This window comes from Xenorhabdus taiwanensis, from assembly GCF_036512875.1.
GTDB lineage: Bacteria > Pseudomonadota > Gammaproteobacteria > Enterobacterales > Enterobacteriaceae > Xenorhabdus > Xenorhabdus taiwanensis.
Genome location: NZ_AP028978.1, coordinates 2,310,578 through 2,324,554 on the forward strand (window position 1 = coordinate 2,310,578; position 13,977 = coordinate 2,324,554).

Sequence of the window (13,977 nt, forward strand, 5' to 3'; positions counted from 1 at the left end):
GTACCATTAACGTATAAAGAAAAAAGAATAAGACAGTGCCTTTGCCAATATATAATAACATATAAAAACACCTTATAAGCTATGATATTAACTCGGATTTTTAGTTACGCTCACACTTACCCATAGAATGATTCGGATCTACTTCTAATATGATATTAGTTGCATATTTTATTTTTACGTTATTTAAAATAGTTATCGCGTGATAACTATTTTAAATAACGTAATCAGTCAAGGTGATGGTGATCTGAGTTAAATACTCACTCAAAAAATAACAATAAGCCTCGTTAAGTTAAACGAAGCTTATTAGATATTTCAATAACTATTCTGTATTTAGATTAATATGTTATAATACTCGTCTTAATATATGGGAGAAACTATCTCTGCTTCCATATATATCACCTACAGCGTAGTCAATCAAAACCAATTTTCCGCTATTTTCTTGTGCCCAATCATAAGGGATATCTATTGCTATATGTTCTACATTATCAAGTATTTGATAATTAGTTTGCCACATTGTCTGGCCTACCAACCGGATGTTTACTGTTTGACTTAATCTCATATCGGGATAACTTATTATGACTTGAATAGAACCATCATTGTATTCAAGGTTGGGTGCAGGTAAATTAAGCGGTTGCCCTTCAATCTCAAGCTGTAAATCTCCTGAGTACTCAACAACATCACCAGGTGTTCTTGTTACTGAAAAATGCAACGTAGCAGTATCACCAATAGTGTCAATAAACTCCATACGAGGAATATAGAATGTCATCGGTATTACATTATTTACTGTCTGAAGAGGTGATACGTATGTAATATCACTACGACGTCCTTTCCATAAAACCCTGACAGTATGCCCAGGAGCCATTCCCTCATAAACTGGCACAATGACTTTCAACTGATCTAACCGATAATAATCATCTTTTGTCAGCAAGGTGCCTTGTTTGCCTGTAGCTTCTGGAACACCAGGAATATAATCAGATAATTTAGATGAATCAAAGAATATAAATTTTATATTCACTGTTGGTGATTCACGCTCATTACCATGACTTATTACCTTATACTTAGCTTGATAAGCACCATATTTAGAAATTTCATCCACAGGAAATAGTAATATATATGGGGATGAATGTAATGTACTTGGGCTAACAGAATATGGTCTGTTTTTTATAACCACACTGTTATCATCATCTAAGCAAAGATATCCATCTATTTCATCGCCAGTCTTAGCATCATCATATCTTGGCACTTCCATTAATATATATTCAGTATTCATTATACGCAGATCGTGTATGTTAATGGTATCGGTTCCATGTGCCTGTGGAAATGTAGGTGGAGAGAGAGTTATATCTTCTAGACTTTTCATGAATTACTCCTTAATTGAGTATTTTTTATATATAATTTCAGGACATAATCACTTAATTTTTTATTTATTGACAATAAAACTCATGAAAATCATTACCTTCCTTTTCCATCCAAAAGTTTAAGTCAAACATTAATATCTTTAAATAAATTTCATGTAATTTTATATTATCTTCATTTATAGTCATGGCATATATTAGTTTTAAGGATGCATAGTTTAATCTTAATATTATGGCCTATAAGTAAAAAGCAAATATAAGTCACCATATAAAATGCCCATTGCATTCGATTAATTCAAATTACTTTTTGTTATCGGGTAATAATTATTTTTTATTAAACAGACCATTTTATTAGAAAAATAATTTTAACTATACATTATCAGGGACGTTTTTAATTAAAGATTAATAATCAATATTGCTTGTAAAATGTTTATAATTGACAAAAAATTTGTTTTTCTCGATAAAAAAACAGGCTACCAAGTTTGTTCTAACTCAATTTCATCGATTGCAATTAATAAGTTACTCCTAAAGCACGATACGCATTTTTAACTTTCCATAAATAACGCGAAGCCTGTGGTGCAGGATGATTATTTTGAACATATTGATAGAACTCATTAGGAGTCATTCTATTAATTTTATTAATTGCCAACACTCGGTTTGCATCAAACGTTCGCAATAATGCCCCTGCACCATTTACATAAGCAACTATCGTTGCATAGTACAGTGTTTCTGGATTAGATATACCTTCCAGATGCTGTTTTTTCAATATGCTGATATAGGCAGTACCAAGGTCAATGTTGGTTTCAGGATCTTTCAATTCACGCATCGTTGGTTGTCCTGATTTCCCTTTCACTCTGTAAGCATCTCGCCCTGCCGTAGACGCCTTAATCTGCATTAACCCAACTGCATTCGATTTACTAACAACCTCTGGACGAAAACCTGATTCTACCTGAATAATCGCTTTGATGAGCGTTTCATCAACACCATAACGTTTTGCTGATTGCGCAATCAAACCATCAAATGGGGTGGATTTAAACCTATTTGTCAATTTACGGGTACCAAAAGCAGCCTTATTGCCGTCAAGCATACGTTTTGCTGTTGTTTGTTTATTACTGTTTGATTGATATACTTGTTGGCCTGTACATCCTGACAACAATAATATTGCTATAATGTAACATAACTTTAATTTCACGCTGCTTCCTCTAAATAAAATTAATCTTATAAAGGATATATAATTTTACTGATAAACCAAAAATATTTTTCTAGCGCTTATCAAAATAAATCTCTTTATTGCTCGTGGCTAACGCTAGGCAATATGCTGTTTTTTGTTCGCATGACATGAAGTGTGTCGTTGTCATATCAATCAGTAAGAATTTAAGGAACGTCTATCGAATTTATCATCAATTTTGTCTCTATCGCCTTGACTTTACACAAATGATACTGATAATCATTATCAATAATTATATGTACAACAAGTAAGGTTTACCATAATGAATAAAAAACATTCTCTTTCTGATTTTCCGATATTCAATCTGATCCTTGTTCTATTCACAATAGCGTTATTCAGCCAGCAAGCTCATGCCGAGAAAAAATTCAGAGTGGTTACAACATTTACTATTATTCAGGATATGGCTCAAAATGTCGCAGGAGACGCAGCAATTGTCGAGTCAATCACTAAACCTGGTGCAGAAATCCATGATTATCAACCCACTCCCAAAGATATCATCAAGGCACAGCGTGCAGACCTTATCCTCTGGAATGGCTTAAATTTAGAACGCTGGTTCGAGCGCTTCTTTGAAAACATGCAAGATATACCTGCTGCGGTTATAACCGAAGGTATTACTCCTTTACCGATTCGTGAAGGTCCTTACAATAAAAATCCTAACCCTCATGCCTGGATGTCGCCAAAGAATGCGCTGATCTATATCGAAAATATCCGTAAAGCTTTTGTCAAATACGATCCTGAGAATGCCGAAATTTATAATCGTAATGCTAAAGCTTATGCAGATAAAATGGCTCAATTGGACGCGCCTCTTAGAGAACGTCTTTCTCGTATTCCTAAAGAACAACGCTGGCTGGTCACCAGTGAAGGCGCGTTTAGCTATCTCACACAAGATTATGGTTTCAAAGAAGTTTACTTGTGGCCAATTAATGCTGAAGAACAAGGTTCCCCGCAACAGGTTCGCCGTGTCATTGATACAGTAAGAGCTAATAAGATCCCAGTTGTCTTTAGTGAAAGCACTGTTTCAGATAAACCAGCAAAACAAGTCAGTAAAGAAACAGGAGCTCGTTACGGCGGAGTACTTTATGTAGACTCCCTTTCCACTCAAAAAGGACCGGTTCCAACTTATATTGATCTACTTAATACCACTGTAGACACTATCGCAAAAGGATTTAATCAATGAATCGCTCATCATTAAACCACCAATCGTTATTTGAGCGTCCTCATTTAATTGTGGATAACGCCACTGTCACTTACAACAATGGACATACTGCTATTTATGATGCCAGTTTTGACATTACTGGTGGCACAATTTGTGCGCTGGTAGGTATGAATGGCAGCGGTAAATCCACATTATTTAAAACAATCATGGGATTAGTAACACCTTCACAAGGAAAAGTGACTCTCAACAAGCAACCTATCAGAACCGCATTAAAACAAAATATCATCGCATATGTTCCTCAAACTGAAGATGTAGATTGGAATTTTCCGGTTCTGGTTTCCGATGTTGTAATGATGGGACGCTATGGAAAAATGGGATTTTTGCGCCGTCCCGGTAAGCGTGATCATGCAATTGTCAATCAAGCCCTTGAACGTGTCGGGCTGACAGAATTGCGTGATCGCCAAATTGGTGAACTTTCCGGCGGGCAGAAAAAACGAGCATTTTTAGCCCGTGCATTGGCTCAAGAAGGAAAAGTTTTGTTACTGGATGAACCTTTTACTGGGGTAGATGTTAAAACAGAAAATGCCATTATTGACTTACTTCGTGACCTACGTGACGAAGGGCATTTGGTCTTAGTATCAACGCATAACCTTGGCAGTGTGCCTGAATTTTGTGATCACGTTATTCTGATTAACCGCACTGTGCTCGCAAGTGGCCAAACTAAAAGCACTTTTACTCAAAAAAATCTGGAAATTACCTTCGGTGGTGTCTTGCGTCATATTAATCTTTCCGCTCCTGAACTGCATAAAGATGATGATCCACGTTCACTGACAGTGATAACCGATGATGAGCGTGCTGCCGTCTTTTACGGACATGATCATCATATTCCACCGCGGCAAAACCCCAAACAAAAGGAAAATCAACCATGATGGAACTGCTTTTACAACCATTCAGTTACAACTACATGGTGAAAGCCATGTGGGTAAGCACCATTGTTGGGGCTGTTTGTGCTTTCTTATCCGCTTATCTGATGCTGAAAGGCTGGTCGCTAATGGGAGATGCCCTCTCCCACTCTGTTGTGCCCGGTGTCGCAGGTGCATATGCTCTCGGTTTACCTTATGCAGGTGGTGCTTTTTTTACAGGGATGCTCGCTGCATTATCAATGACATTAGTACGTCATATCACTCGGTTACGTGAAGATGCAGTGATCGGTTTTATATTCTCCACTTTTTTTGCTGTCGGATTGTTGATCGTTTCTTTAAACCCTACATCCGTAAATGTACAGACCATTATTTTAGGCAATATTCTGGGAATCGCTGATGAAGATGTTTTACAAGTTGAAATTATTATTACAGTTTCCTTCATTATCTTAATGGTACTTTGGAAAGATCTGTTGGTTGTTTTCTTTGATGAAACCCACGCACGCTCTATTGGATTATCACCGTTACGATTGAAAATCATTTTCTTCACTTTATTAAGTGCCTGTACCGTTGCTGCATTACAAACAGTAGGCGCTATCTTGGTTATCGCAATGGTTGTAACGCCTGGTGCAACCGCTTATTTATTAACAGATAGGTTTAAATATTTGCTGATTATTGCCGTCGCCATCGGTTCACTCACGAGTGGCATCGGTGCATATGTGAGTTATTTCCTCAACGGTGCAACCGGGGGAGTCATTGTCACCATACAAACAGTGATTTTCTTACTCGCGTTCTTCTTTGCCCCTAAACATGGCACGTTAGCCTCTCGCAAACGAGCCAGAAAGGAATCTCTGGCATTGATTCAGGAACAACGCTCATGAACACATTTATTGAATTAATTACTGAACCTTTCATGCATGAGTTTATGCGACGAGCTATCTATGCTGCCATTATGGTGGGAGCTGTTTGTGCTGTACTTTCCTGTTACTTAGTCTTAAAGGGTTGGTCATTGATGGGAGATGCCATTTCCCATGCCGTTTTGCCAGGTATAGTGCTCGCTTTTATAACAGGAATACCACTTGCAATAGGTGCTTTCCTTTCTGGTATATCTTGTGCATTTGCTACAGGGTATCTAAAAGAACATAGCCGAATCAAAGAAGATACGGTCATGGGAATTGTTTTCTCAGGTATGTTTGCATTTGGGTTAGTCCTGTTTACTCGTATAGATACGGATCAACACCTGACACACATTTTATTCGGCAGCATACTCGGCATAACCCAGCATGAATTACTCCAAACCCTGTACATTGCAGGGATCACGCTGGCTATTGTGTTATTAAAAAGAAAAGATTTCATGCTCTACTGCTTCGATCCCAATCAGGCACGAGTGGTTGGACTTCCTGTGAAACTTCTCCATTATGGATTATTATCGCTGCTGGCCCTGACAATTGTTGCATCTTTGCAGGCCGTCGGTATCATTCTGGTTATTGCAATGTTAATCTCCCCCGGCATTATTGCTTTTATACTTTGCCGGAGCTTTGATCGTATGCTGATTGTAGCAATGGTTGCTTCTATATCATCCAGCGTACTTGGAACAATCATCAGCTTCCATATTGATGGTGAAACAGGCCCTTGTATCGTAATCATTCAGGCAATTTTCTTCACTATTGCACTTATTTATGACCAAATAAAATTAGCTTGCAAGAAAGCAAACAAAGAAACATTTGAAAAAATCTCATCCCAAGAGGTATCAATTCCAGAAAAATCAAATTAAAAAATAATAGAGCGCCATATCAAATTTGAGATATGGCCTTATTAATTCCTATTAAAATTCTTTTTACCCTGTTCAAATGTTACATCTGTCTGTAATATAAGCATAGCAATTGTCAACTTAATGAGGTGCAGCATGTGGCAAACAGTGAACCGTCTATTAAGTGAGCATTTTGGTGACGCTGAAATTCACGATAAAAAGGAATTAACCGGAGGAGAAATTCACCGTGCCTGGCACATTAAATATGGTGAACAACACATCTTTATCAAATCCAACGTGAAAGAAATGCTGCCAATTTTTAAAGCAGAAGCAGAGCAACTGGAATTACTGGCTCGCAGCAAAACAACTCGTGTTCCTGATGTTTATGATGTCGGTCACGACCGCAACTATAGCTTCCTGTTGCTGGAGCATTTACCTATAAAACCATTTAACCCACATAGTGCATATCTTTTTGGTCAACACCTGGCGAAGTTACATCAATGGAGTGAACAGCCTAAATTTGGCTTTGATTTTGATAACATGCTGGCAACCACTATACAACCTAACGGGTGGCAAAAACGTTGGGATCGTTTTTACGCCGAAAAACGCATCGGCTGGCAATTACAACTTGCCGCTGATAAGGGAATTGTATTTGGAGATATTAACCAGATTGTTCAAGTAATCAGTGACAAACTACACCATCATCACCCCCAACCTTCTCTCCTGCATGGCGACCTGTGGCCCATGAACTGTGCATCATTGAACGATAATTGTGCCGTTACCTTTGATCCTGCCTGCTATTGGGGAGATCGCGAATGTGATCTGGCGATGCTGCCACTTTACCCAGATATTCCTTTACAAATATTTGATGGTTACCAGAGTATCTGGCCATTGCCTAAAGATTTTCTTGAACGTCAACCTATTTACCAACTTTACTATTTGTTAAATAGATGTAATCTTTTCAGAGGAGAGAATTCTATTTTAATACAAAAGATAATTGATAAACTTTTATCTGAATAGGTATAAGGAAAACTTAAATTAATATGATAGTTAATTATTGATAATAGCTCAATCACTCAAAAGTGAAATTTATCATATTAAAAATATAAATTCATTTTAAACCAAACTCGACATTGGGCATCCTTGCACTGTTATTAACTATCGTTTAATTACATTACCATCCTAAAAATTTAAATAAGAAGTAAGCAATTGCGCCGATAATGATTGGTGATATGTAAAGGATAAAAATCTGGCTGAATAAAGAATGAGAGGGGAACGAAATTTTAGCTTTCAATTGTTCCTTGGTTACTCCACTTTCCTGCGCGTGTTCAAAGACCATTTGATCTTCAATACGTTCTTTGATGAATTTAAACTGACGATACATTCTCAATCCAGATGCACTCATTGCCAATCCCATAAACATCAGCATATAAATGACAAAAAAGCTGATATTTTCCCCAGTAAATTCAGCAACACGATCAGGGGTTGGAGAATGCTTCCAGAAAAAATCCAAAAATGGTGTATTGAATTTAATCATTTCTGCCATCATCTGAAGAAAATCATTCAACACCGCGTTAACACCATCACTTTTAACACCATGCTGTCCTGCGGCTAGGTTAATCACTGAGACAAAAGTCGACAACAGGGAAGGTACAAAAATAATCCAGCCCAAAATTCGCTTAGCGATAGCTACATATCCTGTTTTTTGATACGTGTACATATTAAATTACCCATTAAAAACAATAAATTATATAAAAATATCGCCTTCATAAACTTATATATGAACACGAACATGTACAAACAAAAAACGCACTCACTACGGCATGTAGTAATGAATTTTATAACATTAGGCGGGATAAATGGAGAGTGTCAAGGTAAGGATAAAAAGGAAGTCACTATCACTATAGGACAGAAATCCGCCCTTTACGCAAATGGGCTTTCAAGTCCCACACCCCCGTTTGAAACGGAAGGAAAGAGGGGTTTTAGACCAATAAAAGTAATAAAATCAATGCGTTCAATCCTTTTTCCAGCACGTAAATCAACTATTGGGATTTCCCTAATGGCTGAGCCAAAGTGACGGACTCGGACAAATCAATGAGTTGCAAAGGTGGGAAATCCCACCTTTATCTAACCTGTTGATTTTACTAATTTCCCGCACGGACAAGAATTCCGTTAAATCAAGGAGTTAAAAGAGGAGCACCTTTTATATAGATTCAATTTCCCAAAGAAACAGGTGATTACATTCAAAGTTTGGTATGTGCTTTCTCTTCAAAAAAGATCTTTATCTCTTCAGGTTTAAAGCCGCCAACATGCTGTGTATTCCCCATAGAGCAATCATTCAGATCTGAACAATAATTGTAACAATCCTGATTTTGGCACGTTGCCTTTATAATAAAGTCATTGCAGGTGCTCGTAACAGCTGTATACCATTGAGGAGCAACAGGTATTGACCAATAGAGAGTAACACTCCATTGCAATAAACAAGCGTTAGAGTCTAGGCTGGCCGGATAATCTTTCGTACTCACCGCCCAAATTATTTTTTTCTGTCTCCCTACACACGTCGCACCGGAGTTAATATCCTGAACGGATATATCTTTATGTGAATCTTTGTCAAGCTTGAAATTTAATTCACCCGGTTTAGCTATACACGAGTCATTTATTCTGGAAAAATAATAAATATCATTAGAAACTGGTTCAAAAGGTGCATTAATGCTTTCAGGTGACAGCTGATTCACAAAGCTTATATTATAATCCTGCCAAGCCAACACTGGCTGTATGATTAAAGATAAAATTGTCAAAACGATACTAAATAAAAGCTTCATATAACCCCCTTCTAATGAAATCATCAAAAATATCGTTCAAATATTTTTTTGATTTACTATTATTTCATCACTGATAGAGCACTGAAATGATAACTGTTACATCACGTAACTTATTCACCTATCTGCTTTAGTATAAATAAGCACCATTAATGACCATAACTCAAAATCCAACAGACAATTAAGATTGTTTAACCCGCAATTTTCCACGGGTTTATTATGTCAATCCCATCAATAATAACCATAAAATACAGTTTTAATTTGAAATATACCAATCTATACCAATCGTCATTGAATATGCTTGATTTCTTATCCCAACCCGATCATGCTTACAACCATGAAAATTCATCTGACACCAGAACAAAAACGCGCCCTTGAATTGATGCATGATACCACTCGAGACAGTCGAGTCTGTGATCACATCAAGGCTGTGCTTTTGGCGTCAGTTTGTCGTTACTGTCATAAAACAGACGAGGTTAAAGGGCATGGAAAAGGACGTACTGGTCATCCCCGCTATCACTGCTATGCCTGCCGTAAAACCTTTCAACTGAACTATGCCTATCAAGCCTGTTATCCCTGCGTGAAAGAGCAAATTATTGATATGGCAGTGAATAACTCCGGTGTTCGTGATACCGCTCGTGTACTGAAGATAGGGATTAACACCGTCATTCGCACGTTAAAAAACTCTCCCCGAAAAATGTGACCAACCTTCCTCTTGAGGGAAATGAAGTCCAGCTTATCTGTGAAGTTGATGAGCAATGGTCATTTGTGAGAAGTCAAAAGAATCAACGCTGGCTCTGGTATGCTTGGGAGCCTCGTCTAAAACGTATCATTGCGCATGCTTTTGGTAAACGAAACAAGAAAACGCTGAAAAAGTTATTGAAAAAACTGTCTAAATTCAAGGTAACCTCTTGGTGTACTGAGCATTACCGAGTCTATAATTTGCTGCCTTCAGCCGACCATCTGATTGGAAAATATTTTACTCAACGTATCGAACGCGAAAACTTAATCTTACGTAACCGAATTAAACGCCTGAACCGTAAAATGCTCGGGTATTCAAAGTCACCTGAAATGCATGACAAAGTTATCGGCACTTTCATTGAACGTGAGTATTATGTTTGAGGATGATCAACGCTTTGAATACACAACCGATTAAGGAAAACAAAAAATAAATTAAATTACAATTAAAATCATGACATTAATTAAAAACTCATGATTACACGTGACTGTTAATAATAAGGTATGACTAAGTAAATACATTCTGTTTGTTAATACGTCATTACATTCTCCATTGGCATAAATAATTTTATTTTTTACCCAATGATAGCTTATAAAGAAATAACTTTAATCCTATTTACGGAGTCATTATCTTACTTTATCGACGAAACTATCTCTTTCTTTGCTATTGCCCATATCGAGACTTAATTTATTGGAATTGTTACAATCAAACTTCTTTAATCACTGTTATCATCACGGAGAGATTTGAGATGTCATTTTGTTTATCTATGGAAGCCGCTATTTTTGATATGGATGGTTTGTTGATTGATTCTGAGCCTTATTGGAAACAGGGAGAAAAAAGCGTATTCAGTGAATTAGGGCTAGATTTAGATTTAGCAAAAAACCTACCTGACACATTAGGGTTACGAATTGATCACGTTGTTGAGCTATGGTATCAAGCATCACCTTGGCAAGGCACTTCTAAAAGTGAAGTTGGGCAACGCATCATCGATTACGTAGTTCAATCAGTTGAAAAAAACCGCCCCTTACTGCCTGGAGTAGAACATGCTTTAAATCTCTGTCGCGAACGTGGGTTAAGAATTGGCCTTGCCTCTGCTTCACCCTATGAAATGATCAAAAAAGTGCTCGAACTGTTTAACCTACGACATTATTTTGATGTTGTCGTTTCTGCTGCCCACTTACCTTACAGCAAACCACATCCCGAAGTTTATTTACTGGCAGCCAGCCAACTTGGGATCAACCCAACTAACTGCCTTACATTAGAAGACTCATTTAACGGTATGATAGCAACCAAAGCAGCAAGAATGCGCTCAATTGTCGTCCCAGCCTCTCACCATTTTGATGATCCCCGCTGGTCATTGGCTGACATTAAACTGAATTCTCTGGAAAAATTAACAATAGAAAATATTACTTAATAGCCACCGCGCTGCCTTATTTCTCGTATATGGCAGCGCAAATATCAACCTCCCTCCCAGCCAACCAAGTCACAGTTTAAAAAATTTCCTGGTTACCCTCTATCTTCCTCAGGCAAAACCCTCTATACTGCCTAACTGTATGTATAAACAGCAATCAGCATAAATAATTAGTATAAATCGTTATGACAGCAGAAGGGCATCTTCTTTTTTCCGTTGCCAGTCTTGTATTGGCTCACCAGCTAGAAATCACACCAGAAATAGCACAGGGAGACTGGTTACACATGCTTCCCGGCGTACTTCTGGCTTCATTGTTACCAGATATCGACCATCCAAGTTCAACCTTGGGCAGATTGTTCCGCTTTATATCCATTCCAATCGCACGATTATGTGGACATCGTGGATTTACACATAGTTTATTAGCACTGCTCGTGGGGATTACTCTATTCCAGACTGAAATACCGTCTAATTGGCCCATTCCAACTGACTTTGTCCATGCAATGGTTATCGGTTACATCAGTCATCTTATTGCTGATATGCTTACTCCCGCTGGTATTCCACTGTTATGGCCGCTAAGAATACGTTTTTGCTTACCTATTCTTAGAGGTAAGGAACGTAAAAAAGCCGAACGTTTTATTGCCGTACTGGTAGTCGTGATCGCTATCATCCTTCCACAACACATCAATTTTTCATTCGCTCGCTATTTCGACAGCTTACAATTTAACAAAATACAGTTTGATAAATTACCTATTGATAAGCTACAGAATCTCTACAAGTAACTGCTCAATATTCACATGCAGCAAATATCATAGCCCCATTTTAAAATGGGGTTACCTACAAAATATAAACCATTTTTTATTCAATTCCTGTCGCCTTCAAAAAAACTTTAACTCAATAAGATACAAAATGAACAGTTGTAATTGAACAAAAATAATAGAAATAGATTAGAATATATAATCAATTAAACTATCTAGTGAAAAATAATTATATTAAATTCCATTTAATTATAAGAAAGAATATTTTTATACTGATAATATTTTGCTTTATGCATTTCATGGTACGTAGGCGATAGATTCAAATTGGAATACAACTTACAAATCTATATTCCAAACTACATACCGCAACTCGAAATATAAAAGAGTATATAATTTTTTGGAGACTAGAGATGGATTTACCACTCATCATCAACGTGCTCGTTTTTGTAGCACTGCTTATTCTATTAGCAAAAACGAACTCAAATAAATGGAGCTTGTCCAAAAAAGTTCTTGTGGCTCTAGTCGTAGGTATCGTTTTTGGGCTGGCACTAAATATCATTTATGGAACAGATAATCTTACCGTAAAAGAATCAATTAAATGGTTTAATATTGTAGGTAATGGTTATGTACAACTGCTACAAATGGTTATCATGCCATTGGTTTTTGCTTCTATCCTAAGCGCCGTCACTCGCTTACACAAAGCATCTTCTTTAGGAAAGATCAGCTTTTTTACCATTGGTACATTACTGTTCACTACAGCGATTTCCGCTTTAATCGGCATTGTCATTGCCAATTTGTTTGGGCTAAGTGCAGCAGGACTTATTCAAGGCACGCAAGAAACTGCTCGTTTATTATCAATTGAAAGCAATTATATTGGCAAAGTTGCAGATATGAGTGTGCCTCAGATCATTCTCTCCTTTATCCCTAAAAATCCCTTTGCTGACCTGACGGGAGCACGCCCTACTTCCATTATTAGTGTGGTGATTTTTGCGGCATTTTTAGGTATCGCTGCGCTACAAATGATTAAAGATAATCAGGAACGCGGTAAGTTGGCTCTTGTTGCCATTGATACTATGCAAGCATGGGCAATGAAGCTGGTTAGGTTAGTCATGTGCCTCACACCATACGGTGTGATGGCTCTGATGACCAAGGTTGTTGCCAGCTCCAATATCCATGACATTACTCAATTAGGTAGTTTTGTCGTTGCTTCCTACATTGCCCTTGGCCTGATGTTTGTAGTACATGGCGGGCTTTTGGCATTCACAGGGATCAATCCTCTGAAATTCTTTAAAAAAGCAGGCCCCGTACTAACATTTGCATTTACCAGCCGTTCAAGCGCTGCAAGTATTCCCTTAAATGTCGAAACACAAACTCGCCGCCTTGGTGTACCTGAGTCCATTGCCAGCTTCTCCGCTTCTTTTGGTGCGACCATTGGGCAAAATGGCTGTGCTGGCATTTATCCAGCTATGTTGGCAGTGATGGTGGCTCCAACCGTGGGTATTGATCCCTTTGATCCAGTGTGGATTGCAACACTTGTGGGAATTGTAACCATTAGCTCCGCGGGAGTTGCTGGTGTTGGTGGTGGTGCAACATTTGCGGCATTGATTGTTTTACCTGCTATGGGCTTACCTGTCACCTTGGTGGCATTGCTTATTTCTGTTGAGCCTCTGATCGATATGGGACGTACAGCATTAAATGTTAATGGCGCTATGACCGCAGGTACAATCACCAGTCAATTGATGAGAAAGACTAATAAAGAAGTGTTTGAGCAAGACGAAGAAGTAGTATTAAACCAATCTTAATTCAACATAAGAATTAGTAAAGGTAATATCTCAACAACCACC

General features: G+C 37.8%; 13 protein-coding genes and 1 pseudogene. 10 read left to right on the plus strand and 4 right to left on the minus strand.

Going from position 1 to position 13,977, the window contains the following annotated elements; all coding sequences use genetic code 11:
- Positions 1-343 precede the first annotated feature (343 nt).
- A complete protein-coding gene (locus tag ACE1SE_RS10290; RefSeq protein WP_374050814.1) occupies positions 344-1,360 on the minus strand; it encodes a hypothetical protein in 1,017 nt (338 codons plus the stop codon).
- A 506-nt stretch (positions 1,361-1,866) separates the two neighbouring features.
- A complete protein-coding gene (locus tag ACE1SE_RS10295; RefSeq protein ID WP_374050815.1) occupies positions 1,867-2,547 on the minus strand; it encodes a transglycosylase SLT domain-containing protein in 681 nt (226 codons plus the stop codon).
- Between the two features lie 298 nt (positions 2,548-2,845).
- Here ACE1SE_RS10295 and ACE1SE_RS10300 point away from each other — a divergent pair, with 298 nt between their 5' ends.
- The 5 genes from ACE1SE_RS10300 (at position 2,846) to ACE1SE_RS10320 (ending at position 7,429) form a co-directional block, all read left to right on the plus strand.
- Positions 2,846-3,760, plus strand: coding sequence for a metal ABC transporter substrate-binding protein (locus ACE1SE_RS10300; protein ID WP_374050816.1), 915 nt, complete (start codon positions 2,846-2,848; stop codon positions 3,758-3,760).
- Complete coding sequence (locus ACE1SE_RS10305; RefSeq protein WP_374050817.1) at positions 3,757-4,668, plus strand: manganese/iron ABC transporter ATP-binding protein; 912 nt, start codon at positions 3,757-3,759, stop codon at positions 4,666-4,668. The genes ACE1SE_RS10300 and ACE1SE_RS10305 overlap by 4 nt, the downstream gene beginning before the upstream one ends.
- On the plus strand, positions 4,665-5,540 hold the full coding sequence (locus tag ACE1SE_RS10310; RefSeq protein ID WP_374050818.1) for a metal ABC transporter permease: 876 nt from the start codon (positions 4,665-4,667) through the stop codon (positions 5,538-5,540). The genes ACE1SE_RS10305 and ACE1SE_RS10310 overlap by 4 nt, the downstream gene beginning before the upstream one ends.
- Positions 5,537-6,433: a metal ABC transporter permease gene (locus ACE1SE_RS10315; protein WP_374050819.1), complete on the plus strand. Its 897-nt coding sequence runs from the start codon at positions 5,537-5,539 to the stop codon at positions 6,431-6,433. Before ACE1SE_RS10310 ends, ACE1SE_RS10315 begins: the two co-directional genes overlap by 4 nt.
- A 132-nt stretch (positions 6,434-6,565) precedes the next feature.
- Complete coding sequence (locus ACE1SE_RS10320) at positions 6,566-7,429, plus strand: fructosamine kinase family protein (RefSeq protein ID WP_374050820.1); 864 nt, start codon at positions 6,566-6,568, stop codon at positions 7,427-7,429.
- A gap of 154 nt (positions 7,430-7,583) precedes the next feature.
- Here ACE1SE_RS10320 and ACE1SE_RS10325 read toward each other — a convergent pair whose 3' ends face one another.
- Together ACE1SE_RS10325 and ACE1SE_RS10330 are read right to left on the minus strand one after the other, a co-directional pair.
- Positions 7,584-8,129, minus strand: a complete 546-nt coding sequence (locus ACE1SE_RS10325) for a YniB family protein (RefSeq protein WP_374050821.1) — start codon at positions 8,127-8,129, stop codon at positions 7,584-7,586.
- Between the two features lie 523 nt (positions 8,130-8,652).
- On the minus strand, positions 8,653-9,231 hold the full coding sequence (locus ACE1SE_RS10330) for a hypothetical protein (protein ID WP_374050822.1): 579 nt from the start codon (positions 9,229-9,231) through the stop codon (positions 8,653-8,655).
- A 322-nt stretch (positions 9,232-9,553) separates the two neighbouring features.
- Here ACE1SE_RS10330 and ACE1SE_RS10335 point away from each other — a divergent pair.
- The 5 genes and pseudogenes from ACE1SE_RS10335 to ACE1SE_RS10355 all read left to right on the plus strand — a co-directional run.
- A pseudogene (locus ACE1SE_RS10335) lies at positions 9,554-9,673 on the plus strand (IS630 family transposase); the annotation flags it as partial.
- Positions 9,665-10,350 (plus strand): IS1 family transposase gene (locus ACE1SE_RS10340; protein WP_374053646.1). Its coding sequence is split into 2 segments (ribosomal slippage): positions 9,665-9,905 and positions 9,905-10,350, totalling 687 coding nucleotides; the frame shifts between segments, so codons are not numbered across the junction. The pseudogene ACE1SE_RS10335 and the gene ACE1SE_RS10340, both read left to right, overlap by 9 nt.
- Before the next feature lie 365 nt (positions 10,351-10,715).
- Positions 10,716-11,381, plus strand: a complete 666-nt coding sequence (gene hxpB, locus ACE1SE_RS10345; RefSeq protein ID WP_374050823.1) for a hexitol phosphatase HxpB — start codon at positions 10,716-10,718, stop codon at positions 11,379-11,381.
- 182 nt (positions 11,382-11,563) lie between these two features.
- Positions 11,564-12,157: a metal-dependent hydrolase gene (locus ACE1SE_RS10350; RefSeq protein ID WP_374050824.1), complete on the plus strand. Its 594-nt coding sequence runs from the start codon at positions 11,564-11,566 to the stop codon at positions 12,155-12,157.
- Positions 12,158-12,543: 386 nt separating this feature from the next.
- The gene (locus tag ACE1SE_RS10355; RefSeq protein WP_374050825.1) at positions 12,544-13,935 is read left to right on the plus strand and encodes an L-cystine transporter; all 1,392 of its coding nucleotides are present in this window, start codon (positions 12,544-12,546) and stop codon (positions 13,933-13,935) included.
- Positions 13,936-13,977: the final 42 nt, after the last annotated feature.